This window comes from Leeuwenhoekiella obamensis, from assembly GCF_055391795.1.
The window spans coordinates 1970775-1994941 of the sequence record NZ_AP029251.1; the positions used below are offsets into that span (position 1 = coordinate 1970775).

Annotated in this window: 23 protein-coding genes; 15 read left to right on the forward strand and 8 right to left on the reverse strand. The window is 35.0% G+C overall.

Going from position 1 to position 24167, the window contains the following annotated elements; all coding sequences use genetic code 11:
• From cysN to ACZ5L8_RS08820, 15 genes are all read left to right on the forward strand, one after another.
• Nucleotides 1–1266, forward strand: a complete 1266-nt coding sequence (cysN, locus tag ACZ5L8_RS08750; RefSeq protein ID WP_464436661.1) for a sulfate adenylyltransferase subunit CysN — start codon at nt 1–3, stop codon at nt 1264–1266.
• Between the two features lie 11 nt (nt 1267–1277).
• Nucleotides 1278–2090: a 3'(2'),5'-bisphosphate nucleotidase CysQ gene (cysQ, locus tag ACZ5L8_RS08755; RefSeq protein WP_464436663.1), complete on the forward strand. Its 813-nt coding sequence runs from the start codon at nt 1278–1280 to the stop codon at nt 2088–2090.
• Nucleotides 2087–3109, forward strand: a complete 1023-nt coding sequence (locus tag ACZ5L8_RS08760; RefSeq protein ID WP_464436666.1) for an NAD-dependent epimerase — start codon at nt 2087–2089, stop codon at nt 3107–3109. The genes cysQ and ACZ5L8_RS08760 overlap by 4 nt, the downstream gene beginning before the upstream one ends.
• A 66-nt stretch (nt 3110–3175) precedes the next feature.
• Entirely contained in the window at nt 3176–4429 is a 1254-nt protein-coding gene (locus ACZ5L8_RS08765; protein ID WP_464436668.1) for a pectate lyase family protein, read from the forward strand.
• A gap of 10 nt (nt 4430–4439) precedes the next feature.
• Entirely contained in the window at nt 4440–5141 is a 702-nt protein-coding gene (locus tag ACZ5L8_RS08770) for a sulfotransferase family 2 domain-containing protein (RefSeq protein WP_464436671.1), read from the forward strand.
• A complete protein-coding gene (locus tag ACZ5L8_RS08775; protein ID WP_464436674.1) occupies nt 5141–6586 on the forward strand; it encodes a lipopolysaccharide biosynthesis protein in 1446 nt (481 codons plus the stop codon). The genes ACZ5L8_RS08770 and ACZ5L8_RS08775 overlap by 1 nt, the downstream gene beginning before the upstream one ends.
• Entirely contained in the window at nt 6579–7922 is a 1344-nt protein-coding gene (locus ACZ5L8_RS08780; RefSeq protein ID WP_464436677.1) for an O-antigen ligase family protein, read from the forward strand. The genes ACZ5L8_RS08775 and ACZ5L8_RS08780 overlap by 8 nt, the downstream gene beginning before the upstream one ends.
• A gap of 45 nt (nt 7923–7967) precedes the next feature.
• Entirely contained in the window at nt 7968–8537 is a 570-nt protein-coding gene (locus ACZ5L8_RS08785) for a serine O-acetyltransferase (protein ID WP_464436680.1), read from the forward strand.
• Nucleotides 8538–8542: 5 nt separating this feature from the next.
• Nucleotides 8543–9592 carry a glycosyltransferase gene (locus ACZ5L8_RS08790; RefSeq protein WP_464436683.1) on the forward strand — a complete coding sequence of 350 codons (1050 nt, stop codon included), beginning with the start codon at nt 8543–8545 and terminating at the stop codon, nt 9590–9592.
• A complete protein-coding gene (locus ACZ5L8_RS08795; RefSeq protein ID WP_464436685.1) occupies nt 9570–10316 on the forward strand; it encodes a sulfotransferase domain-containing protein in 747 nt (248 codons plus the stop codon). Before ACZ5L8_RS08790 ends, ACZ5L8_RS08795 begins: the two co-directional genes overlap by 23 nt.
• Before the next feature lie 8 nt (nt 10317–10324).
• The gene (locus tag ACZ5L8_RS08800; RefSeq protein ID WP_464436688.1) at nt 10325–11416 is read left to right on the forward strand and encodes a glycosyltransferase family 4 protein; all 1092 of its coding nucleotides are present in this window, start codon (nt 10325–10327) and stop codon (nt 11414–11416) included.
• Nucleotides 11413–12360 (forward strand): UDP-glucuronic acid decarboxylase family protein, encoded by a 948-nt coding sequence (locus ACZ5L8_RS08805; RefSeq protein ID WP_464436691.1) that lies wholly within the window; start codon nt 11413–11415, stop codon nt 12358–12360. The genes ACZ5L8_RS08800 and ACZ5L8_RS08805 overlap by 4 nt, the downstream gene beginning before the upstream one ends.
• Nucleotides 12357–13121, forward strand: coding sequence for a glycosyltransferase family 2 protein (locus ACZ5L8_RS08810; RefSeq protein WP_464436693.1), 765 nt, complete (start codon nt 12357–12359; stop codon nt 13119–13121). The genes ACZ5L8_RS08805 and ACZ5L8_RS08810 overlap by 4 nt, the downstream gene beginning before the upstream one ends.
• Before the next feature lie 121 nt (nt 13122–13242).
• The gene (locus ACZ5L8_RS08815) at nt 13243–14589 is read left to right on the forward strand and encodes an exopolysaccharide biosynthesis polyprenyl glycosylphosphotransferase (RefSeq protein ID WP_464436695.1); all 1347 of its coding nucleotides are present in this window, start codon (nt 13243–13245) and stop codon (nt 14587–14589) included.
• A 25-nt stretch (nt 14590–14614) separates the two neighbouring features.
• Complete coding sequence (locus ACZ5L8_RS08820; protein ID WP_464436698.1) at nt 14615–15868, forward strand: hypothetical protein; 1254 nt, start codon at nt 14615–14617, stop codon at nt 15866–15868.
• Between the two features lie 930 nt (nt 15869–16798).
• Here ACZ5L8_RS08820 and ACZ5L8_RS08825 read toward each other — a convergent pair.
• Genes ACZ5L8_RS08825 through ACZ5L8_RS08860 form a run of 8 tightly spaced genes read right to left on the reverse strand, consistent with a single transcriptional unit; the run spans nt 16799 to nt 24159 of the window.
• Nucleotides 16799–17836, reverse strand: coding sequence for a glycosyltransferase family 4 protein (locus ACZ5L8_RS08825; RefSeq protein ID WP_464436699.1), 1038 nt, complete (start codon nt 17834–17836; stop codon nt 16799–16801).
• 2 nt (nt 17837–17838) lie between these two features.
• Entirely contained in the window at nt 17839–18912 is a 1074-nt protein-coding gene (locus ACZ5L8_RS08830; protein ID WP_464436701.1) for a polysaccharide biosynthesis protein, read from the reverse strand.
• Nucleotide 18913: 1 nt separating this feature from the next.
• Entirely contained in the window at nt 18914–20050 is a 1137-nt protein-coding gene (locus ACZ5L8_RS08835; RefSeq protein WP_464436703.1) for an aminotransferase class I/II-fold pyridoxal phosphate-dependent enzyme, read from the reverse strand.
• Between the two features lie 9 nt (nt 20051–20059).
• Nucleotides 20060–21454: a UDP-glucose 6-dehydrogenase gene (locus ACZ5L8_RS08840; protein WP_464436705.1), complete on the reverse strand. Its 1395-nt coding sequence runs from the start codon at nt 21452–21454 to the stop codon at nt 20060–20062.
• A 51-nt stretch (nt 21455–21505) separates the two neighbouring features.
• Nucleotides 21506–22366 carry a dTDP-4-dehydrorhamnose reductase gene (gene rfbD, locus ACZ5L8_RS08845; protein WP_464436706.1) on the reverse strand — a complete coding sequence of 287 codons (861 nt, stop codon included), beginning with the start codon at nt 22364–22366 and terminating at the stop codon, nt 21506–21508.
• Nucleotides 22359–22916 carry a dTDP-4-dehydrorhamnose 3,5-epimerase gene (gene rfbC, locus ACZ5L8_RS08850; protein WP_464436708.1) on the reverse strand — a complete coding sequence of 186 codons (558 nt, stop codon included), beginning with the start codon at nt 22914–22916 and terminating at the stop codon, nt 22359–22361. The genes rfbD and rfbC overlap by 8 nt, the downstream gene beginning before the upstream one ends.
• Nucleotides 22916–23773 carry a glucose-1-phosphate thymidylyltransferase RfbA gene (gene rfbA, locus ACZ5L8_RS08855; protein WP_464436710.1) on the reverse strand — a complete coding sequence of 286 codons (858 nt, stop codon included), beginning with the start codon at nt 23771–23773 and terminating at the stop codon, nt 22916–22918. The genes rfbC and rfbA overlap by 1 nt, the downstream gene beginning before the upstream one ends.
• A gap of 35 nt (nt 23774–23808) precedes the next feature.
• Entirely contained in the window at nt 23809–24159 is a 351-nt protein-coding gene (locus tag ACZ5L8_RS08860) for a four helix bundle protein (protein WP_464436713.1), read from the reverse strand.
• Nucleotides 24160–24167 lie beyond the last annotated feature (8 nt).

Sequence of the window (24167 nt, forward strand, 5' to 3'; positions counted from 1 at the left end):
ATGAGTGCTATACATAACGAAGAGAAAGAGATACTAAGATTTACCACAGCAGGTAGTGTTGATGATGGTAAAAGTACATTAATAGGAAGGCTGCTTTTTGATTCAAAATCGATTTATGAAGACCAGATCGATAACCTTCAAAAGATTTCTGAGAAAAAAGGGATCTCTCATCTTGAACTTGCTCATTTGACAGATGGCTTAAAAGATGAACGCGAACAGGGAATTACCATTGATGTAGCCTACCGCTATTTTGCCACTCCTAAACGAAAATTTATTATAGCAGACACTCCTGGCCATGTTCAATACACTCGTAACATGATTACTGGTGCGTCTACTGCTAATCTTGCTTTGATTCTGATTGACGCGAGAAAGGGAGTGATTGAACAAACAAAACGTCACTCTTTTATCGCTTCACTATTACAAATACAGCATGTTGTTGTATGTATAAATAAAATGGATTTAGTTGACTATGCTGAAGATCGTTTTAACGAGATAGTTGAAGAGTATAAAAGTTTTGCTTCAAAGCTTAGAATAAAAGATATTCGTTTTATACCTATTTCTGCACTTAATGGCGATAATGTAGTAGACAAGTCTAATCACATGGACTGGTTTAAAGGAGATTCGCTATTAGGAACTCTAGAAACTATTCATATTAGCAGCGACCACAATATGGTAGATTGCCGTTTTCCAGTCCAAACAGTGATAAGACCTTTCAGTGATGAATTTCATGACTATAGAGGATATGCGGGTAGAGTGAATAGTGGTATTTTTAAGAAAGGGGATGAAGTGATGGTTCTTCCTTCAGGGTTTAAATCAAAGATCAAATCTATAGTGCTTGGAGAAGAGGAAATTGATGAAGCTTTCCCTCCACAATCTGTCACTATCAATCTTGAGGATGATATAGACATTAGTCGAGGTGATATGATTGTTAGAGAACACAATCAACCCGAACCTAAACAAGATATTGAGGCTATGCTATGCTGGATGAATAATGATGCTATGCAACCTCGTGCTAAATATGCAGTTAAACATACTTCCGTGGATGCAAGAGCAATGATCAAAGAAGTTCTGTATAAAGTAGATATCAACACCTTGCATCGTCAGGAAGACTATGATCAAGTAAGTATGAACGATATTGTACGTGTAAAACTAAGAACGACTAAGCCCTTACTAGTAGATGAATATAACCAAAATAAGGGCACGGGAAGTTTTATATTAATTGATGAAAGCACTCACGAAACTGTGGCTGCAGGAATGATCATCTAAATCTAACCATCTTGGACATAAATTTTGATCTGCTATTAAAAGTAGCTATTGAAGCCTCATTAGAAGCTGGAGATTCTATAATGAAAATATATGAATCTGACGATTTTGATGTTTCTGTTAAAGGAGATGATTCACCATTAACTAGAGCAGACCTTAGTTCACACAAGATTATTGAACAGCATCTTGAAAAAACAGAAATCCGCATGCTTTCTGAAGAAGGAAAAACAATTTCTTATGAAGAAAGAAAAGATTGGGATTTGTTATGGATAGTTGATCCTATTGATGGGACAAAGGAGTTTATAAAAAAGAATGGAGAGTTTACGGTAAATATTGCCTTGATTCAAGACCAAAGACCTATCCTGGGCGTTGTGTACGCCCCAGCGATAAATACATTATATTTTTCTTCAAAAGACATAGGAGCATTTAAAAATGATAGCATGGCATCATCCCTATCTTTTGAGGAAATTAAAGAATCTTCCGTATTGCTTCCTATAAATAGAAATGATGATACTTATGTTGTTGTCGCAAGCAAATCACATATGTCTCCTGAAACTCAGGAATACATAGATGAGCTCGAAAAAACATATGGTAAGGTAGAAACAATTTCCAAAGGTAGTTCTTTAAAGCTGTGCATGGTAGCTGATGGCACTGCAGACTGCTATCCTCGCTTTGCACCTACTATGGAGTGGGATACCGCTGCAGGGAATGCAATATGCATTGGAGCTAATAAAGAGGTTATAGACTGGGAATCAAAAAAAGAAATGGTTTATAATCGAAAAGAATTATTGAATAATTGGTTTTTAGTTAAACAGAAAAAAGTATGAAATTTTTAGTAACAGGTGCTGCTGGTTTTATAGGATATCATTTATGTGAAAAATTAATTCATAATGGTCACAAAGTCATTGGCTTAGACAATATCAACGATTATTACGATGTTAATCTTAAATACTCAAGACTTAAAGAGCTAGGTATTTCCAGAAACATCGCAGAAAAATTCAATATTCTATCGGTCTCAAATCTGCACAATTCAAATTTCAAGTTTATTCGATTAAATTTGGAAGATCGAAACGAACTTCCAAAACTTTTTAAATCAGAAGAAATAGACATAGTTTGTAACTTAGCTGCTCAAGCAGGAGTACGATACAGCCTAGAAAATCCAGAATCATATATTGATAGTAATATTGTAGGTTTTCTGAATATTTTAGAATGCTGTAGACATAACAAGATAAAACATCTTATATACGCCAGTAGCTCAAGTGTTTATGGTGAAAATAAAAAAATTCCATTTTCTGAAAAAGATAACGTAGATCACCCTATTAGTATTTATGCCGCTACTAAGAAGAGTAATGAATTGATGGCTTATACTTACAGTCATCTTTATGATCTTCCCACTACAGGCTTACGTTTCTTTACTGTATATGGGCCTTGGGGCCGTCCGGATATGGCAATTTATCTTTTCACCAAGGCTATTGTTGAAGGAAAGCCAATTAAAATTTTCAATAAAGGGAACATGAGTAGGGATTTCACCTACATCGATGATATAATTTCTGGTATTGAAAGAGTTATAGAATCACCAAATCCTCAGTCAATTCAAAACAAGCCATTCCAACTTTTCAACATTGGAAAAGGGCAGCCTGAATCATTGATGGATTTTATTAATGCAATTGAGTCTAGTTTAGGCAAACAAGCCATTAAAGAGTATTTACCTATGCAACCCGGTGATGTGCCTCAAACCTGGGCAGAAACTGTAGAACTTGAGAAGATTGGATACAATAGTCAAGTAGGGATCGAAGAAGGGGTAGATAACTTTGTGCGTTGGTATATTGACTATCTTTCAAAATAAGGTACATTACTTATGTTGCTATTTGGCAAATGTTATTACATTACATTGATTACACTCTTGAGTATAGTGCAAATCAAATCTTGCAATTCAGTCCAGAACCAAAAAGATAATTTTGGCTTTGAAATAGATGGATTTCATATGGGCTGGGCAACGGAAACTAAAGGAGGTGAAAATGGAACTATATTAAGGGTTACAAACCTTAACACGTCGGGACCTGGATCACTAATTGAAGCAATTGAGCATAACGGCCCTCGGATAATTGTATTTGAGATCTCTGGAATTATTGATTTTAAGGGGAGAGCTCCTAAAATAATCAATCCATATATTACCATAGCAGGGCAAACTGCTCCAGAAGGAGGCGTCACAATTATCAATGGCGGTATAAGAATTGCAACACATAATGTAATTATCCAACATATTAGAATTAGACCCGGTGATACTAAAAATGCTAATAGTATAGATGGGTTATCAACTATGAACGGAGCTTCTAATATAATTATAGATCATTGTTCGTTCTCTTGGGCAATTGATGAAAACCTTTCTGCATCAGGCCCTCGATTTATGGGAAAGACTCCCTCAGAATGGAGAAAAAATACATCCCATAATATCACCTTCAGCAACAATATTATTGGGGAGGGGCTATATAGATCGCGTCATACTGATAGCGTTCCTCATTCAATGGGAACTTTAATACACGACAATGTTACAAACATATTAATAATTGGCAACCTTTATACTTGTAATAACAGAAGAAATCCTATGTTTAAAGGAGGGACATCTGGTGCAGTTATTAATAATCTCATTTACAACCCAGGTGAAATGGCTATTACCTATCGTTTATCTGAAAAAGAATGGAAAGACAAGGAAATTCAATTTGGGAATCTAGATATAATAGGAAATGTAATGCAGGAAGGACCTTCTACCAATACTAAAATCTTCAAATCTATGTATCCAAAGGTTAATATATATCTTGAAGATAATTTGAGCATTAAATTAGACGGCGATAAAGTTATGAATGATTATGATTTAAATAAAACAACACCTGCGGCCGATAAGACAAACTGGAATCCGAATATTCACCCCTTAAATTCTAAATCAGTGAGCGACTATGTTCTTAAAAATGCTGGTGCTACACCTTGGAATCGGGATAAAGTCGATGAAAGGATTATTACCAATGTTTTGAAAAATACCGGAAAGATTATCAATTCAGAACAAGAAACAGGGGGTCTACCTTCCCAAAAAGCAGTTAGGAAAAAATTTCAGCCATCTGAATGGAGTTTAAGAAGAAAACTCGTTAAAAGACAAGACACATTAAACTAAATTTACTTTTATGATTTCGCATAAGCATAAATGCATCTTCGTGCATATTCCCAAAGCTGCAGGTACTAGTATAGAAAGAGCATTTATGGATGATCTTAACCTAGACATGGATAATAGACATTCTTTACTACTGGGTGCTTCCACAAATAAATCACTGGGACCAAGAAGGGTATCTCACCTACTGGCAAAAGAATACGTTGAACATCACTATATTTCACAAGAACTCTTTGATGATTATTTTAAGTTTGCTTTTGTAAGAAATCCTTTTACAAGATTATACTCAACTTACAAATTTTTAAAATTTAGTGATTATTTGGACTTCGATACGTTTATTCAAAAAAAACTTATATCTCTTTTAAAATCAAAAGAATTTGGTTTTTTTCTAGCTCCTCAGACTAATTATATTTATACAAATAAGTATTGTGAAGTTGATTTTGTGGGAAAGTTTGAAAATCTCAAGAATGATTTCCAGGTTATCAAAGAGGAATTGAATTTATCTAATCTAGTATTAAAGCATTATAACAAAACTATACAAACCACAAATTTTTTAAATAAATTCAAAATTTTGTTTAAATCAATTAGAGATTCCTCTTCCCTTTCAGATATCAATTATAGAAATTCAGAATATAAATTAGATTCAACTTCTAAAGATATTATTTACTCAATATACGAAAGGGATTTTGATAATTTTGACTACAATAAAGATTTTTAATGTCTTTAAATAAACGAATTGTTTCAGGTTTCTTTTGGTCAACCGGCGGCCAAGCCATCTATATCACAATAACTCTCATCACCAACATCTTGTTAGCAAGAATATTATCTCCTGAAGAATTTGGTCAGATGGGCATTATTATATTTTTCACAACGGTTGCTAATGTATTTGTCGCCAGCGGGTTAATAGGTGCTATAATACGTCTTCCTGAAGCAAACTCAGAAGATTTTAAGACGGTCTTTACTTTTAATCTATCCATTAGCATTCTACTATACTTATGTCTTTTTATCAGTTCTCCTTTTATAGGGGACTTCTATGGAGATATAGAACTTGCTTACTACTTAAGAGTTTCTGGTATTATTCTGATTATAAATGCATTTCAACTCGTAAATAATGCCATATTAGTTAGGAATATGCGATTTTCACATAAGTCTATATACAATGTAGTAGCAGTAGCTTTAGCATCGGCCTTTGCCCTATTCTTAGCCTACCACGATTTTGGTGTATGGTCGCTAGTTGTTCTTCAAATTACAACTCCTATTTTTATTGTCCTACAATTTGCAATTTTTGAACGGTTGTTTATAAAATTAGGATGGAATAAGGAATCATTTTCAAAACTTTATTCATTTGGTGTTAATACCACTATTTCCAATTTACTCAATACGGCTTTTCAAAATATTTACAACTTGATTCTAGGAAAGTATTTTTCAATGTCGCAAGTGGGTTATTTCTATCAAGCCCAAAAACTACAGCAGGTACCGCAAACTGTTTTAAATATCTTTACACAAAATGTTTTATTATCAGGCTTGGCCAAAATTCAACATGAAAAAGACCTTCTGAAAAAGACTTATGAGAAATTTGTATCAATTTTGACAGCACTTGTAGGTTTTATAACTATTATAACATATGTATATAGCAAAGAAATTGTTATTCTACTCTATGGTGAAAAGTGGATTAACTCAGCATTTTTCTTACAACTACTTATAATTGCTGGTTTTTTTTATATGCAAGAACAATTCAACAGAGTAATTTTTAAGGTTTATGACAAGACCAAAATAATACTTTACTTAGAAATTGTTAAAAAACTTATTCAGGCTGTCACAATTATTGTTGGTATAATTTCTAAAGATATATTGATCCTTATATTTGGTTTAATCTTCACAAATATTATCAGTACATTCTGTAATTATTATTATTCCAATAAGATAATTTCCACTAAAATAGAAATACAAAATCTCTTCAAGGTAATTATCGCTGGTGCTATATCAATTCTTTTTTGCATTCTATTCATAAAAACATTTAAAATTACTGGATACAAAGTATTTTTCACAGCTCCTTTCTTGTTGGTCATCTATGCACTTACACTACAAGTATTCAGGGTAATACATATTAAAAAAGACCTTAGCTTATTACTTAATATGATAAAAAAAAGTAAGAATGCTTAAAAGTAAAAACCCTTTAATACACGCATTAAGCGCAATTGCTTTACTGGTGTTATTTCTACAATTTACTGACACTTACAAATTGCTTCTAATCGCAATTAATCGTAAAACTCAGTTTGCTTCAATTATAAGCATGACCATTTTATTGATTTTTGTCACCGTAAATTGGCCTAGTTTTATAGAGCTGTTTAAACAAAAATTATTTAGAAAATGGTTTCACCTAATTTTCACTTTCCCTATTTGTTTAATATTTATCCATCTTATTTTAAACAACCTCACTATTGAACGGTATATATATTGGACATCATTCATCGTGTTTGTTTCTCTTATTTTTATAACTAGCACCCTATTCTTCTCTAGGAAGAATTCTTTTAAATTGGTAAATAAATTTTACTTTTTAGCTTTACTATCTGTTATAATTAGTTTCGTTATTGGCTTTATCAATTATGATATTTTAAGGGCTATAATGGCCATTTCAACTGAAACAGAAGACTTTGCATATATACGATCAGAAAGTTCAAGAGCAATCGGCTTTTTCACACAACCTAATATAGCAGCAAGGGCGGTTTTTGCGTATTCACTTGTTCTATTTGGAAGTTATTTTGAGGGTAAAAACCATACGTTTACAAGTTTATTTATTTTTCTTATCCTTGTCATGATTGTTTTGACAGGATCTAGAACTGGGCTTATTTTATTCGGACTTTTTCTGATTTTTTATTTACCACGAAGCATCTTTAAGAAGATATTTAAGAGATCAACACCGTCGAATAAATTTTACCGCTTACTTATATATCTGTCGATACCCCTAATATTTCTGATATTGTTATCATTGCTACCTTCTCTAATAGATACATTAAAAGGAATGAATCTTAATGATTTGGCTGATCGTTTTGCAAGTCTAAATATTCTAGACACAACAGACTCTTTATCTAATGATAGAAGTGTAGAATATAGATTAAAGGTAATTGAGCAGTACATCGATAAAATTTTCGAAAGTCCAGTTATAGGATACGGTCCCGAAACTAGAGAAACCTATTTAAAGAATGGCACCTTTATTGTTGCAAGTCAGAATGAATACTTGGAAAACCTCTTTTCATATGGTATTGTTTACACCTTATATTTCTTGCATGTTTTTTATTGGACTATAAAAAATTTGAAATGGCAAGCAGCCTTATGTAAAGGTAAAGTTTCCTATCTCCGGATTTTTCTATTGATTTTGATCATCTATGGTTTCTCTGTTAACTATCTCTTGATCAACAAAATTATACTAATAGTTTTGGGAACCTTCATAGGAATAACTATATCTTCAAAACTTAATGCAGAATTAAAATATAAATGATAACATATCTTAATCCTAATGCTATAATTTAAATTGCATCTGAAATTGAAAAACAACAAAAATATTATTTTAAATGATCTTCGAAGATATACACAGAACCTATCTCAAGTATCATTATTGACAAAGATAATTTCTAATCCGGGATTTAAATTTCTTTATTTCTTTAGGAAATCTCAGTCACGCTCTAGAAAAAATTTTTTGGGATTCATCTATTATTTTTTTTATCGCAGATACTCTATTAAGTATGGGTTTCAAATTCCTAGAACGGTAGATATAGGTTCTGGAATGTTGTTTCCTCATTTTGGAAATATTGTAATTAACTCTAAGACGAAAATAGGATGTAACTGTAATATTTTGCAAGGTGTGACAATTGGCAATACAAAAGGTAGAAATGGAGGCACACCTATTATTGGAAATAATGTTTATATAGGTCCAAATGCAGTTGTTGTGGGAAACATTAGAATCGGTGATAATGTTTTAATCGCAGGTAATTCATTTATCAACTTTTCAATTCCTCAAAATCATATAGCAATAGGAAATCCAGCAAAAATTATTCATAGAGAGAATGCTACAGCGGAATATATTAATAATCCATATACTGATCAATCAATCTAATTTTCATGTCGATTTTTTTTAAAATCTTTCATTTTACATCTAATCTAAGTGGTGGTGGTGCAGAGACACAAATGGTACTTCTTGCCCATCAACTTGCAAAAGAAGGGATGCAACAATACATTGTGTATCAACGTAAAGAAAGCACTTTAGAATTACCGCATCATGAAAATTTAAACTTCTTAAAGATTTCTGAATTTAAAAAGAATAAGAGTCTCTATTGTTCGCAAGCATCAATCTTTCACGTTTGGATACCTGATGTATTCACACATATTAGTCCCTTATTCTTTATAAAATACCGTTCAAATACAATTTTGGGTATACGAAATGTTTATAAACTTAACTCCCTAAAAAGAGTATATCAATTATTCTGTTTTATACTATTTAAAAATTTTGTTTCTAATACACCTAAAGAAATCCATTCTTCAATTTACAAATTGACTTTTGGCAAAAAATTTAATTTTATTCCCAATGCAATTAAATATAATATCAACGAAAGTGTTCAAGTTAATAGTTCTTCAGAATCTTTTTTATTTGTTGGAAGACTTGTATCCCAAAAAGGAATTTTAGAACTTGCTCAAGCATATTCTCAACTTTATAAAGAAGGATTAGTTAGACAGCCGTTGTCTATTATTGGTACTGGCCCGTTGTTAAAAACAATTAAAAACCTAAACACTAACAATATTTTAGCGACAAAAGGCTATATCGCCAACCCTAAGAATGAATATATAAATCATGATGTTTTTATTTTACCGAGTTACCATGAAGGCATGCCTAATGTTGCTTTTGAAGCATTAAGTCAAAAATGCATTCTAATTCTTTCTGATATTCCTCAACATAGACTTTGGTTCACTGAAAATGAAGCTATCTTCTTTAAACCAGGAGATGTGTCAGATTTAAAAAAGGCAATCCTTAAGGCAAAAAACATGGAGTATGAGAAGAAAAGAAGGATTTTATCAAATGGACTGATTATAATACGCCGCCTTTCTTTAGAAAATTACGCAACATCCTACTTAAAATATTACAATTCTCTTTATGAACCCAATACGTTATATTAAGGATTACCAATCACTTACGTCTAATGATATTTTTATATCAAGCTTTCCTAAGTCTGGTAATACAAGGTTTAGAATGGCCATGGCAAAATATTTCTCTTTATTAAGTACATCTAACATTAAATTTTCTTATGACTTCGTAAATTCATTACTGCCAGAAATGGGGAAAGGCAACATCTCATCCGCACGAAAAAAAATGTCTTCACTGGGATTAAATAATGATCAGCTTCTAGTTAAATCACATCTGCCTTTTAATCAACTAAAACACCTGTATAAAAAGTGTAAGATTATATATATAATAAGACCAGAACCTGTCACTATCATGTCATTTTATGACTATTCTTTAGCCAGAAATATTATAGATAACAACACCTCTTTTAGTACATTTTTGAGAGCGAAAAAAACAGGTATTGAGTCTTTGGTAAAATCATACAAATCTTACAAAGATGCTGAAGCGATAATAAATTACAATGATTTAATGAAAGATGATTTGCACAGCATATTTCAAGCTCTAGAAAAAATTGAATTTAATTATGATCCTGAAATTCTGAAAAAATCTATCCTTGCTACAAGAAGAGAACATACAGCTTTAATTAAAAATTCGCTGGATAAAGATTCTTATAATTTTGCCGCAAAAAAAACAAGGTCGATAGACAATTATTTTTCCTCTGAAGATAAAATCTACTATAATCAAGTTGTTGCGGATACTATTTTTACTCAAATTTAAAGAATTTAATGAAAAAAAAGAGAATCTATATACCAGCAAGCCTTCCCCCTCCATATAATGGACAAAATGTTGGAACAAAACTAATGTGTGACCTTTTATCTAGCAGGTATAATGTCAAAATATTTAAGTGGAATATAAAATGGTACCCAACAGATAATGCTAATATATTAGATAAAGTGGTCTACTATTTTGCTGCGTTTTTTAAATATACACTTACTATATTTAAAGTTTGGTTATTATTTCTGATCCAATGGCCTAAAATGATGTACATAGTCCCTAGCAGTAATAAGAAAGGATTTTTTAGAGACATTCTACTTTACCTACCTTTTATTCTCACAAACAAAAAAATTATTTGTCATATTCGCAGCGGCAGTTTTAATATCAAAAATTTTCCTTTTAATTATATTTATAAGTTTGACTTATTCCATTATATATTTCTAACAGAGAATTTAAAAGAAATAAGTGGAGTTAATAAAAACTATAACGTAATTGCCAACTTTATTGACCCTATTTTTGAAAAAAACTTATCCTCGGGGAATACAACTAAACCCATAAACATTATTTACTTAAGTAATCTTTTTGAGTCCAAGGGTATTTTTGAGGTCATTAAAGCTTTGAAAGATAGAAACGTTAAAGATGATTTTAGATTAAAGATTTTTGGCAAAGGAGAACATGAGGTTATTAAAAAAATTTTGGGAATGATAAAACCTCATTCAAATATTGAGTTTTGCGGTGAAATTTCTGAAAGGGCTAAAGTCCAAAAAGAATTAGCCAATGCCGACATCTTTATCCTACCAACAACATATCCAATTGAGGCAAGTCCAAGAAGTATTATTGAAGCTTTATCGCAAAACACTGTTCCTATTGTAACCAATCATGCTGGTATTCCAAATATGGTTGACGGGGCGTCTGCATATTTAATCGATAAAAATAAAGATTTAAGTAGCCAAATAATTGATACATTGAATTTTATTTCTAACAATTCTGATGACTTAAAAGCGAAAAAAAACTATACCAGACAACTCTTTGAAAAGAAATACTCATATATCACGCTAAAAAATGAAATAATTTCTCTTTTTAAAGAAAATGAAAATTCATGAAAAAAATACTGATCACAGGCGGTGCTGGTTTCATAGGTTCACACCTTTGTAAACGTTTATTGGATGAGGGCAATGAAGTGATTTGTCTGGACAACTACTTTACTGGAAGCAAACAAAACATTTTATCCCTTTTCGACAATCCATATTTTGAGTTAGTGCGTCATGATGTTACTGCTCCCTTTTATGCAGAAGTAGATGAGATATACAATCTTGCCTGCCCCGCAAGCCCAGTACACTATCAGTACAACCCAATAAAGACTATTAAAACTTCTGTAATGGGAGCTATAAATATGTTAGGTCTTGCAAAACGTGTAAAAGCTAAGATTCTTCAAGCCAGTACTAGTGAGGTGTATGGAGATCCTGAAATTCATCCACAACCCGAGACATACTGGGGTAATGTCAACCCCATTGGCCCAAGATCATGTTATGATGAAGGTAAACGTTGTGCCGAAACACTATTCATGGATTACCACACTCAGAATAATGTAGATATAAAGATCATACGCATCTTCAATACCTATGGGCCAAATATGAATCCTAATGATGGGCGTGTAGTTTCAAACTTTATAGTTCAAGCATTAAAGGGAGAAGACATCACTATCTTTGGCGACGGCTCTCAAACAAGATCTTTTCAATATGTTGATGATCTTATCGAAGGCACCGTTAGAATGATGAATAGTGAAAAAGGCTTTGTAGGACCTGTAAATCTTGGGAACCAAGGAGAATTCACCATGTTAGAACTTGCTAAAACTGTTTTAGAGATCACAGGTTCAAGATCAAAGATCATTCATCTTCCTCTCCCTAAAGATGATCCGCAACAGCGCAAACCTGATACTTCTTTGGCTTACGCCAAATTAAATCAATGGCAAGCTCAAGTGACCCTCGAAGACGGTCTCAAAAAGACGATCAGTTATTTTGACCAACTCTTAAAAGAAGAAAATTGAAAGTATCAGTAATAACGATAGTTTACAATAACAAGTCCTCTATCTCAACCTGTATCGAGTCCGTTTTAAGTCAGTCCTACGATAACATAGAGCACATAATTGTTGATGGGAATTCAACAGATGGCACTCAAACTGTTGTAGAGAAATATGATGACAAGATCGCAAAATTCGTTTCTGAGAAAGACAACGGATTATACAACGCTCTTAACAAAGGCATAAAAATGGCAACAGGTGATATCATCGGGATTTTACATTCCGACGACCTTTACTTTGATAAAAACACAGTTTCTGATGTTGTTGAACATTTCACTAAAACACAAGCAGATCTTGTATACGGCAGTGGTCTTTATGTAGAGAAAAACAATATCAAGAACACAAAAAGAATCTATCCTGGAAAGCCCTATAAAAAACGTTATTTAAATTTCGGATGGATTCCACTTCACACGACTATATACGTAAAAAAAGAAGTCTTTGAAAACTATGGATTGTACGATGAGTCCTATCGTATAGCTAGTGATTACGAAATTTCATTGCGATGGTTTTTTGAAGATAAGATCAAAAAGAGCTTCCTTGATAAATACTTAGTTAAAATGCGTTTGGGGGGCAAAAGTACAACTGCTAAACTCCAAAAGCTTAAATCAAAAGAAGACCTTCACATTATAAAAAAATATAGAATGCTGGGATTCTTCACATTAGGCTTTAAGATTGGGCGAAAAATACCTCAATACTTAAAACCTAGATTGGGAATGAACATATTTTAACTATTTTTATATCCCAAATAAACAACTGATCTAAAATCTTCTAGATTTTAAAACCGACTAATGCCTAATATCTGCATACTAACCATTATCAAAAATTTGATCTGCTTAATTAACTTGAATAATGCGTAGATCCTACTTGATTATACCTATATCGGTTATTATTCATTTATTGATAATAAATGCATCTTTGTATTTATTAACTCCTGATACCTATGTTGACCTATTTTCAATTGTATATGTAAATGCGAGTTGGTTGATCACTGCATATGCCCTTAATTATTATCCTACCGCACGTAAAGAGCGATTTTTAACTAATATCCATAAGGTTTTTCAGCTGTATATAATCTTTGGCCTGGCATACTTTGCTTTATTCACTTTCAAAGGATTGTCACCACTTGAAATTAAAGATCAATTCTATATTTTCGGGACCATTTGCGCAGGTCTAATGATCTATAGGATCATTTTCTATTTTACAAGAGATAGATACCGATCTAGTGGAGGAAACTTTGCTAGCGTGGTCGTCATTGGTCGAGATAAGAACCTAAAGAAGATAAGAAAGGTTTTTGACGAACCAGATCTTGGATACCGCTACGTTGGATATTTTGACAATGTAAAATCATATAGCCCTACCTATCTGGGTAGCATTGAAGAGTTCTTCAATTTCGCTCTGGAAGGTGAAGTCGACGAGATTTACTGCATGGCATCCCGCCTTTCTAAAGATGAGATAAGAAGGCTTATTCATTATGCGGATAATCATTTTAAAAAAATAAAGATCATCCCTGATAATAAAGAGATTTACACTCGTGGAATGTCCTTTGAGCTATATGACACCATCCCCGTTCTAAACCTTAGAAAACTTCCATTAGATACTGATTATGCAAAGGTCAGTAAACGTGCATTTGATCTTATTTTCTCCTTTCTAGTGATCCTTTGTATTCTATCATGGTTAACTCCTTTGATGTATGTTTTGATCAAGCTAGAGAGTAAAGGTCCTCTTTTCTTTAGGCAAAAAAGACACGGTTTTAATAAACAACCATTCTGGTGCTACAAGTTTCGCTCTATGCGAGACAACAAAGAAGCAAATACTAAAATGATGGTAAAAGGTGATAAGCGCGTTACAAAGATTGGGGCCTTCCTTAGACGCACAAGTCTTGATGAATTACCGCAGTTCTTTAATGTATTTCTTGGAGATATGAGTGTGGTTGGTCCACGCCCGCACATGGAATCACAATCTGACCATTACATTGCATCCATTGACAAATATTTGGTTAGACACTACGTAAAACCTGGTATTACCGGCCTTGCCCAAATACGTGGTTTTAGAGGTGAGATCGTTGAAAATTCTGATATCATTAATAGAACTAAACTCGACATTTTCTATGTTGAAAAATGGTCACTTAGGTTAGACCTTACCATAATTTATTACACCGTGGTGAATGTTCTTCGTGGTGAAGACAAAGCCTACTAAACCATAATTATCTTATCTTGGCACTATGGGCAACAGCTTTAAGTCCTTTAGCGTCATTAACTTCACCTTCGGATTTCTAAAAAATATCCTTGTAGGCTTTATTGGCACGATTCCATTGAATGAGATATTCGCTGGAATAATCTTATTGCTTCCGCGAAATTTAAAAAGACTTCCCTCCTATTTTTCTGTATTAAGGATTCCTCTTGTATTGCTATTGGTTCTGCTCCTAAGTCAAGTAACCAGTGACATTATAAATCAAAATACCTTGCACAACATGGCGCGGGGCTGGGTAAATATTATCATTTCAGCGGCTATGATAATATTTGTTTACCATGCTATTTGGCTGCAGCCAAATAAGATATTTTCAATCTTCATCGGCTACAGCATCAGTCTATTGCTTTTTGTCTGGTTCTCGCCTAAACTAGCCGTTTTTGAGAACGGACTTTCCCGACTTCTTTTTGCTCCGCTTTTAGGATATATATTTATCTGCACCAGCTACTTTTTTTACGAAAGAATAAAACTACATATCTGGTACCTCTCGATTATCACTGGCGTCGTATCCTTATCTATATTTGATGCAAGAAGTGCCGGACTGATCTTTATTGCAAGTGGATTCATCTATAAAATGAATTCACTATTCAAACCTATTAAAAGCAAGCAGTTCCTGACTCCTATTATTGTAGCCTTTGCAATACTATGTATATTGTGGACTGGCTTCATATACGTTTCAGAAAACAACAATACTTTCAGTAGAAGTAAAACGCAATTTGCAAAGATTGACAACCCATACCACCCTCTCCAACTCATTAAAATTACACGCCCTCAAGTGTATGTAAGTGCTTTGTCTATAGCCAAAAAACCATTACTAGGATATGGCTCATGGCCAAAAGACAAAACAGGCGAATACTATGATGAATTTGTAGACATTAATAAAATCTCTCCTAAGCTCACTAAAAAACTTAAGAAACAAGAGATCAAAACCATCCCTAGTCATTCTGTACTTCTAGGAGCATGGCTCAATGCCGGCATTATTGGATTTCTTGCTATGCTTGTTTTACTGATCTGTCTAATTCAAAAACTCATAAAAAAGTTGATTGCAAACAATATTCAAAAGCAATCACAATTCAATTTCCTGATTATATTCTTTATCGTAAGCCTTCCCTGGATCTTCCTTTTTGAACCCATACAACGCTTAAGATTTGAAGTAGCTATAATAATAGCCTTCACCCTCCTCCCAAGTAGAGTAAGCAAGCATTCAAATGCAATAAGTAAACTATAGGACACCTTAATTCATCGAGCAAATCCAGGATAAAGTTCCTCCATTAATTTATTAAAGGAGGTGGCCCAGCGAAGCACAGACCGGAGTGTGTTCTATCCCAAGTCAATCATTCTTTTTAAGCGAACATGACCTACTTTTAAATTTCATAGCAATTGGGGAAAAGCTTCGCAGCGCTGGATGTGGAGTAAGAGACTAGCGCAGCGGTTTCTCATACGCATGGTAAGAAGCTTTTCCTACAATTCAAGAAATTTAAAATAAGTCTAGATTTTTTTGTTTCTTTTTTCATCAATGGAAAAAAGAAAAGACATGATTTGAAATACAATTTTTCAATTATATTGAAATTTAATACATTGGGCTATTCCCTAATCCTTTTCACCTAGTAAAATCATCCAGCGAAGCCAAGATAAAGCTCCTCCATTAATCTATTAAGGGAGGTGACCAAGCGAAGTAAAGGTCGGAGGGTTCCCTACTCCCAGCACCCATTTAAAATAAAAGCAATCGAGCAAAGCCAAGATAAAGCTCCTCCATTAATTTATTAAGGGAGGTGACCAAGCGAAGCAAAGGTCGGAGGGTTCCCCACTCCCAGCACCCATCAATAATAAAGGTCATCGAGCGGAGCCGAGATGCATCATATATGATATCAACTAATATTAAGCATCAGATTTGTATAGTTATATCAGGATTTATTTACTAATCTGTATAGCTATTTTAGGACTAGCCAAGGACGGGGATGGTGTATGGTTATAGCGTAGTTATAGCGTAGTTATAGCGTGGATAGTGTATGGATAGTGTATGGATAGTGTATGGATAGTGTATGGATAGTGTATGGATAGTGTATGGATAGTGTATGGATAGTGTATGGATAGTGTATGGATAGTGTATGGAAGTTCCAACTTTCAAAGTCAGCATGCAAGAGGAAACTTTATTTAATTATCTTTTACTTTCTACCCACTTCACAAAAGCAAAATGCACTACAATACCGATTACCAATAAACTCAAAAGGCCAGACCAATCCACAAAATAAACACTCAGAACTTGCGAGATACAGAACATAACACCTGTAAATATTGCTACACTGCCAGCGATTTTATAATGTGACCAACCTTTTCGCATAAGCAACGAATTAATGTGAAGCTTATCTGCTATAAAAAGTGGTTTTCTTTTGATCGATCGTAGTACAATTACTCTTACAAAATCAAAGATCGGGAAGCTAAATGCTGATAAAAGCGTACTAAACGGATTGACAATTTCTAGTCGGGTTTGAGCGCTAGACTGCGTATTCATCAAGATCACAACCATAAAACAAGCGCAACAAAGTCCTAACAAATTAGAACCCGAATCTCCCATATAGATCTTAGCTGGAGCCCAATTATAGAACAAAAATCCTATGATCGCTCCGAGCAGAAATAACGCAATTTCTAAATATTGTGTTTCTAACGAACTGTAAAAAATGTATGCTACTACGACCAGAAAAAAAAGAGATACTGTTCCTCCCACTCCATCAGCTCCATCTATCACATTAAATGCGTTGACAATAAATACAAAGAAAATAATCGTCAATAGTTGATTGAGCATAAATGGTAAACCCACAAACCCAAACAACACTTCCCATTCAACTAAAAAATCACCTTGAATAACCAAAAAAGCAAAGTTCAAAAATTGAAAACCTAACTTAATTACAGGCTTTATATCAAGAAGATCATCTACAATACCAAGGATCAAAATTGCTGTGATCCCCACCCAAAATGGCCAGTTTGTAATACCTGGAGATAAGATCAAGTAGCCAAAAACTACTGAAAGAAAGATCAAAACTCCGCCTAAAGTTGGCACCGGACTTTTATGAAATTTCCTGAAGTTAGGATGATCTACAACATTCCATTTTTTCAATAGGTGAATACCTATGGGAAATAGAATAACCGAAACAACTAAACTTAATAAAATGGGTATAAAAAGATCTAATAACTTCATCGCTACACTAAGCTTTTCAACCTTTCCTCAAACGCTTCTTTAAGCTTATTCACTTCACATAATTCATCATGTTTATCCAAAAACATAAAATTCTCAAAGTTATCTTTTTCGGGTATGAAGAATGAAATATGTGTATTTCTTGTTTGACTCAGTTGTTCTCCTTCAGTCAAATTTTCTGATAACTTCTCCCCTTTTCGTTGACCAATTATTTTTATAGCTAGATCCTTCTGAGATTGTTGTAGCATTTTTTTGGCTATAGCCAAAATAGAAATAGGCGCCCCCATATCAAAAACAAAAACCTCACCTCCTGTCGCCATCACCGTTGCATCCAAAACCAATTTAACCGCTTCTGTGGCGGTCATAAAAAAGCGCTGCATATTTTGATCTGTGATCGTCAAAGCGCTAGAGTTTTTGATCTGACGGGCAAATAACGGAAAAACAGAGCCACTAGAGCCTATAATATTCCCAAAACGTATTACTGAGATCTGAGTATTTTCAGAAGTAATATTGTTCGCTAAACACAGGTCTTCTGCCATTTTTTTGGTCGCGCCCATCACGCTTGAAGGGCAAACAGCTTTATCTGTGCTGATCAAAAAAAACTGACTAACATGAGCATCAATAGCCGCGTCAAGAACATTCTTTGTCCCTAGAACATTCACCGCAAAGCCTTGCTCAGGATTTTGCTCTATCAATGGCACATGCTTATACGCCGCAGCATGAAAGACAATGTCGACTTGCTCTTTATTGAAAAGATCAAAAACATCTTCTCGATTTGTAATATTTCTTAGCAGAAACTGTTTTTCAATCTCTGGATGATCTTCATCTAATGCTAAACTCAATTCATGAAGCGGAGTCTCTGCTTGATCAAGTAAGATCAACTTCTTTGGCATAAGCAAAGCGATCTGTTTAGCCAATTCACTTCCTATAAATCCAGCCCCCCCAGTGATCAAAATGGTTTTACCCGCAATATGCGAGGCTGCTGATGCAAGATCCACACAGATTTCCTCTCTACCCAGCAATTCTGTTAGTGAAAATCCGCTAAGCGACCAATCTGATTTTGAAGTTTTGTTGTCCAACTTAAAGAATCGTTTTAAGACAATTTACAATTCTTTCGCGGTTTTCGGCAGTCATACTTGTGCCAGACGGCAAACACAAACCGTTTTTAAAAAGATTTTCTGCTACCGCGCCGCCATAAAAAACACAGTCCTTGTAAAGCGGTTGCAAATGCATAGGTTTCCACACAGGGCGGCATTCTATATTCGCTTCCGCGAAGGCGCTAATCATACGATCTCTCACATTTTCATCTAGTTGAACAACCGTTAACCAGTAGTTGCTAAAGTAGGTATCAGAAGGTTCATCTTGAAATTGAACTTCAATATCATGAGCTGTAAAAAGCTCACGATACCATGAATTTAGTTCTCGCTTCTGCGAAATACGGTCTGCCAGGACTTCCATTTGTCCACAGCCTATACTCGCAGCGATATTGCTCATGCGGTAATTATAGCCTAATTGAGAATGCTCAAAATGAAATGCTTGATCCTTTGCCTGAGTAGCTAGAAAAATGGCTTCTTTCTTTTCATCCTCTGTATTACTAAGCAAAGCTCCGCCACCACTGGTCGTGATGATCTTATTTCCGTTAAAAGAAAAAATAGCAAACTTCCCAAAATTCCCGCAGGGTTTTCCGTTACATGAACTTCCTAATGCTTCAGCCGCATCTTCTATTACTGGTATTTTATATTTTTTGGCTACAGCCAAAACCTCATCCACCTGATAAGGCATGCCATAAAGATGAACGGCGATGATCGCCTTAGGTTTTTTGCCATGAGCGATACGATCTTTGATCGCCTCTTCTAGCAAAACCGGACAAATATTCCAGGTCGTTTGCTCACTATCTACAAAAACTGGGGTCGCCCCTAAATATTTTATAGGATTTGCACTTGCGGCAAAGGTCAGACTCTGGCAAATCACCTCATCTCCTTTTGTAACTCCAGCGAGGATAAGCGCTAAATGAATAGCCGCGGTCCCTGAATTAAGAGCCGCGGCATATTTCTTATAACCTATATAATTTTCTAATTCACTTTCAAATCGGTCGATCTGAGGGCCAGCGGGAGCGATCCAATTTTCAGATATCGCTGCGTTAAGATATTGTTTTTCCTGCCCGCCAAGATGTGGTGGGGAAAGCCAAATTCTATTTTTCTGCTCCCCGCTTGACATCCTTAAATTTTATCCTTTACCTATAACATAAGTTTCAAAACCTATCTCATCCAGCTTTTCTGAATCGAGCAACGCACGACCATCAAACAAGAATGCAGGTTTAAACATATCTTTATAGATCGTTTCCCAATCGTAGGTTTTAAACTCATCCCATTCTGTCATAATAGCGATCGCATGAGAGTCTTTGCAAGCCTCTAAAGGATCATTTACAACAGTCACAAGTTTTCTGTTCTCTTCCTCGCTACGTGTGTTTAAATAGTCAAGATCAGCATACACCTGCTCAGCCGAAACCTTAGGATCGTAAACGGTGATCTCTGCTTGCTCATTTAAAAGATAGTCAGCAACGTAGATTGCCGCAGACTCACGAGTATCATTAGTATCTTTTTTAAACGCCCAACCTAGCAAAGTGATCTTCTTCCCAGAAACGGTGTTAAATAGCGTGCTAACCATTTTCGCTGCAAATCGACGCTTCTGATGATCATTCATAATGATCACTTGCTCCCAATAATCAGCTACAGCATCAAGACCAAAAGACTTGGCGATATAAACCAAGTTCAAAATATCTTTTTGGAAACATGAGCCTCCAAAACCAACAGAAGACTTAAGGAATTTAGGACCTATTCTTGAGTCAGTACCTATCGCACGAGCAACTTCATTAACATCGGCCTCAGTAACCTCACAAAGTTCTGAAAGAGCATTGATAGAAGATACACGTTGCGCTAAGAATGCATTAGCCGTCAATTTAGAAAGCTCTGAACTCCATACATTAGTTGTAAGAATTCTTTCTTTTGGTAACCATTGTGCGTAGATCTCTACAAGTGCCTCCTTAGCTTTAATTCCACGCTCGTCATTATCTCCACCTATCAAAACACGATCAGCATTTTGAAGATCTTCAATAGCCGTACCTTCCGCAAGGAATTCAGGATTAGAAAGAATATCAAAATTCACTCCGTTACCTGTATTATCTAGAATACGCTTTAAGGTTTCAGCGGTACGTACAGGAAGTGTTGACTTTTCAACTACGATTTTATCAGATTTGGCTACACGAGCAATTTGACGTGCACATAATTCGATATATTTCAAATCTGCAGCCATCCCCTTGCCAATACCATACGTTTTCGTAGGAGTATTAACTGAAATAAAGATCATATCGGCCTCATCAATTGCTTTATCTACTTCTGTAGAAAAGAAAAGATTTCGCCCACGAGCTTCACCAACTACTTTATCTAAACCAGGTTCGTAAATTGGCAGTTTATCAAGATCTTCATCATTCCATGCCGCAATTCTCTTTGCATTGAGATCTACTACTGTTACTTGTACTTCTGGACAATTTTGTGCTATAACTGACATCGTTGGCCCACCAACGTAGCCCGCGCCAATACAGCAAATCTTTTTAATCTTCATTGGTTGATTTTATGATATTGAGACAAATATACTTTTAAGATGTTTTTTTAACTAGGAAAAAACAGTTTTATCTAGAGAAATTTTCCAGTCTTTTACCTCTAAGTTAAATACTTCAGTTACGCTAACGTTTTCAAGCTTACTGTATTTTGGTCGTTTGGCTTTCGCAGGAAATTCATCTGAGAAAACTGGATGTAATTCTATTTCAATTTCTCGTTGCTTAAGAAGCTCTTTTGCAAACCCAAACCACGTTGTGATCCCACTATTTGAAAAATGATATAAACCTGAATTTTCACTAGTCAATTGAGGTATTATTTGCAAAATAGCTTCTGCTAGATCATGAGCGCTAGTCGGACTGCCGTGCTGGTCATTCACTACTTTTAAAGAATCCCTATCCTTAGCTAGTTTGAGCATCGTCTTTGGGAAGTTGTGCCCAAAAGAACTATACAACCAAGAGGTTCTCAAAATGGCAAACTTCTCTAGTTGAGCATCAATAATTTCTACTTCTCCCGCAAGCTTTGACCTTCCATAAACCGTTTGCGGATTAACCTCATCCGTTTCTAAATATGGCGAATTCTTTTCCCCATCAAAAACATAATCAGTTGAAATGTGTATCAAACCGCAACTTGATTGTTTGCAATGATCTGTGAGGTTCCTGACGCCTATATGATTTACAGCAAATGCCTGTTCTTCTTCATCTTCTGCTTTATCCACTTGGGTATAGGCTGCTGCATTTATTATAAAGTCTGGATTGATTTTCTTACAAACCGGCTCCACTGAAGATTTATCAGTAATATCCAATTCTGAACTCGAGAAGTAAAAAAACTCATGGTCAAAACTGCTAGACGCCTGCTTTATGCATTGTCCCAATTGACCATTTGCTCCTGTGACTAGGATTTTAAATTTCTTAGCCATACAACTCCTTTACGATTTCCTCAAAACCCAAAGCCTTTTCATCTTTCTGTGAAAGCTTAAGTTCTTCTTTAGACAAAGAAAGTTCTATTCCCAGTTTTTTATCAAAAAAACTCAAACTCAATTCATGCTCTGGCGCATAAAAATTATCACAGCTATACACAAAAGTTGCAGTCTCTGAAGTCACGAGAAAACCATGCGCAAAATCCCTGGGTACAAAGAGCTGTCTCTTATTTTCGGCGGTGAGTTCTACTTCATATTTCTTCCCAAAAGTGGGCTGATCCTTACGCAGATCCACCACGACATCTAGCACACTTCCTTGAAGCACTCGAATAAATTTCGCTTGAGCGAAATCACCTTTTTGCAGATGCAAGCCACGTAAAACACCTTTAGAAGAATGACTTTCATTTTGCTGTACAAACTCAACCTCGAGGCCGGTTTCCTGCTTGAATTCTTCCTTATTAAAGGCTTCAAAAAAATAGCCTCGATGGTCTCCAAAAACCTTTGGCTCACACAGCCATAAGTCCTTAAAACCAGTTTCAATAAATTGCATTATAGTAAAGATTTTAGGTATTCGCCATAGGTTGATTTCCCGTATTTTTCGGCGAGTATGGCGAGTTGGTCTTTGTCAATGAAGTTCATCAGGAAAGCTACTTCCTCAATACAGCCTATTTTAAAACGCTGGCGATGTTCAATGGCGCGCACAAAATCTGTTGCTTCGTCAAGCGAATCAATCGTACCGGTATCAAACCAAGTCATCCCTCGACTCATCACCGAAACGCTCAATTCACCCAGCTCTAGATAACTGTTATGAATACTAGTGATCTCTAGTTCGCCTCGCGCAGATGGTTTTACCGCTTTCGCGAAATCTACCGCCCGATTATCAAAAAAGTACAGACCAGGAATGGCATATTGCGACTTAGGCTCCTTCGGCTTTTCTTCAATTGAAATCGCCTTTTTATCTTCATCAAATTCTACAACGCCATAGCGCTCAGGGTCCTTTACAGGATAGGCAAAAATACTTCCACCCTCAACCGAATTTAAGTCCTGAAGCATTTGGCTTAAGCCATTGCCATAAAAGATATTATCTCCCAGAACAAGGGCAACTTTATCATCACCTATAAAATCTTCACCTAGAATAAACGCCTCGGCCAGTCCATTGGGATTTTCCTGAATTGTGTATTCAAACCTACAACCTAGCGCGCTACCATCTCCTAGCAAGTTTTGAAAAGCTGCTTGATCCTTTGGCGTAGTTATGATCAAGATCTCTCGTATACCCGCAAGCATCAATGTAGAAAGTGGGTAATAGATCATGGGCTTGTCATAAACAGGAATTAGCTGCTTACTCACCGCTATCGTTAATGGGTATAACCGTGTTCCTGAACCGCCTGCTAATATTATTCCTTTCATTTTTTTTTATTGTTATGGGGTTATAAGGTTATCTGTTATGACAGACTTGCAATAAGTTTTGAAAGCATATTCCTTATGTAAAATATGCGTTGTGAATATTCCGAATTTGCTTCAACAAATTTCAACCTAACAGCCAATTCCATTTGAGTCTCTAATTCACTTAAAGAACCCATTGAGATGTATAAGAATTGTATCCACTCCTTATTACTTCTCCGGCCTGCTCCTTCAGCTATGTTAGAAGCAACCGAAATAGAAGCTCTCTTCATTTGACTGCTTAAGCCATATAATTCATCTGCAGGAAATAATTTTACAATGGCATAAGTATCCTCGACAAGAAACATACTCTCTTGCCATACCTTTAAATCCTTATGCGATTGAACTTTCATTATAACTG

What these genes read in the sequence shown, in the direction of transcription:
- ACZ5L8_RS08775 (WP_464436674.1), top strand. Translation starts at nt 5,141, where the DNA reads ATGTCTTTAAATAAACGAATTGTTTCAGGTTTCTTTTGGTCAACCGGC.
- ACZ5L8_RS08800 (WP_464436688.1), top strand. Translation starts at nt 10,325, where the DNA reads ATGAAAAAAAAGAGAATCTATATACCAGCAAGCCTTCCCCCTCCATAT.
- ACZ5L8_RS08860 (WP_464436713.1), bottom strand. Translation starts at nt 24,159, where the DNA reads ATGAAAGTTCAATCGCATAAGGATTTAAAGGTATGGCAAGAGAGTATG.
- ACZ5L8_RS08795 (WP_464436685.1), top strand. Translation starts at nt 9,570, where the DNA reads ATGAACCCAATACGTTATATTAAGGATTACCAATCACTTACGTCTAAT.
- ACZ5L8_RS08835 (WP_464436703.1), bottom strand. Translation starts at nt 20,050, where the DNA reads ATGTCAAGCGGGGAGCAGAAAAATAGAATTTGGCTTTCCCCACCACAT.
- ACZ5L8_RS08760 (WP_464436666.1), top strand. Translation starts at nt 2,087, where the DNA reads ATGAAATTTTTAGTAACAGGTGCTGCTGGTTTTATAGGATATCATTTA.
- ACZ5L8_RS08820 (WP_464436698.1), top strand. Translation starts at nt 14,615, where the DNA reads ATGGGCAACAGCTTTAAGTCCTTTAGCGTCATTAACTTCACCTTCGGA.
- rfbA (WP_464436710.1), bottom strand. Translation starts at nt 23,773, where the DNA reads ATGAAAGGAATAATATTAGCAGGCGGTTCAGGAACACGGTTATACCCA.
- ACZ5L8_RS08805 (WP_464436691.1), top strand. Translation starts at nt 11,413, where the DNA reads ATGAAAAAAATACTGATCACAGGCGGTGCTGGTTTCATAGGTTCACAC.
- ACZ5L8_RS08840 (WP_464436705.1), bottom strand. Translation starts at nt 21,454, where the DNA reads ATGAAGATTAAAAAGATTTGCTGTATTGGCGCGGGCTACGTTGGTGGG.
- rfbC (WP_464436708.1), bottom strand. Translation starts at nt 22,916, where the DNA reads ATGCAATTTATTGAAACTGGTTTTAAGGACTTATGGCTGTGTGAGCCA.
- ACZ5L8_RS08790 (WP_464436683.1), top strand. Translation starts at nt 8,543, where the DNA reads ATGTCGATTTTTTTTAAAATCTTTCATTTTACATCTAATCTAAGTGGT.
- cysN (WP_464436661.1), top strand. Translation starts at nt 1, where the DNA reads ATGAGTGCTATACATAACGAAGAGAAAGAGATACTAAGATTTACCACA.
- ACZ5L8_RS08825 (WP_464436699.1), bottom strand. Translation starts at nt 17,836, where the DNA reads ATGAAGTTATTAGATCTTTTTATACCCATTTTATTAAGTTTAGTTGTT.
- ACZ5L8_RS08780 (WP_464436677.1), top strand. Translation starts at nt 6,579, where the DNA reads ATGCTTAAAAGTAAAAACCCTTTAATACACGCATTAAGCGCAATTGCT.
- ACZ5L8_RS08770 (WP_464436671.1), top strand. Translation starts at nt 4,440, where the DNA reads ATGATTTCGCATAAGCATAAATGCATCTTCGTGCATATTCCCAAAGCT.
- ACZ5L8_RS08815 (WP_464436695.1), top strand. Translation starts at nt 13,243, where the DNA reads ATGCGTAGATCCTACTTGATTATACCTATATCGGTTATTATTCATTTA.
- rfbD (WP_464436706.1), bottom strand. Translation starts at nt 22,366, where the DNA reads ATGGCTAAGAAATTTAAAATCCTAGTCACAGGAGCAAATGGTCAATTG.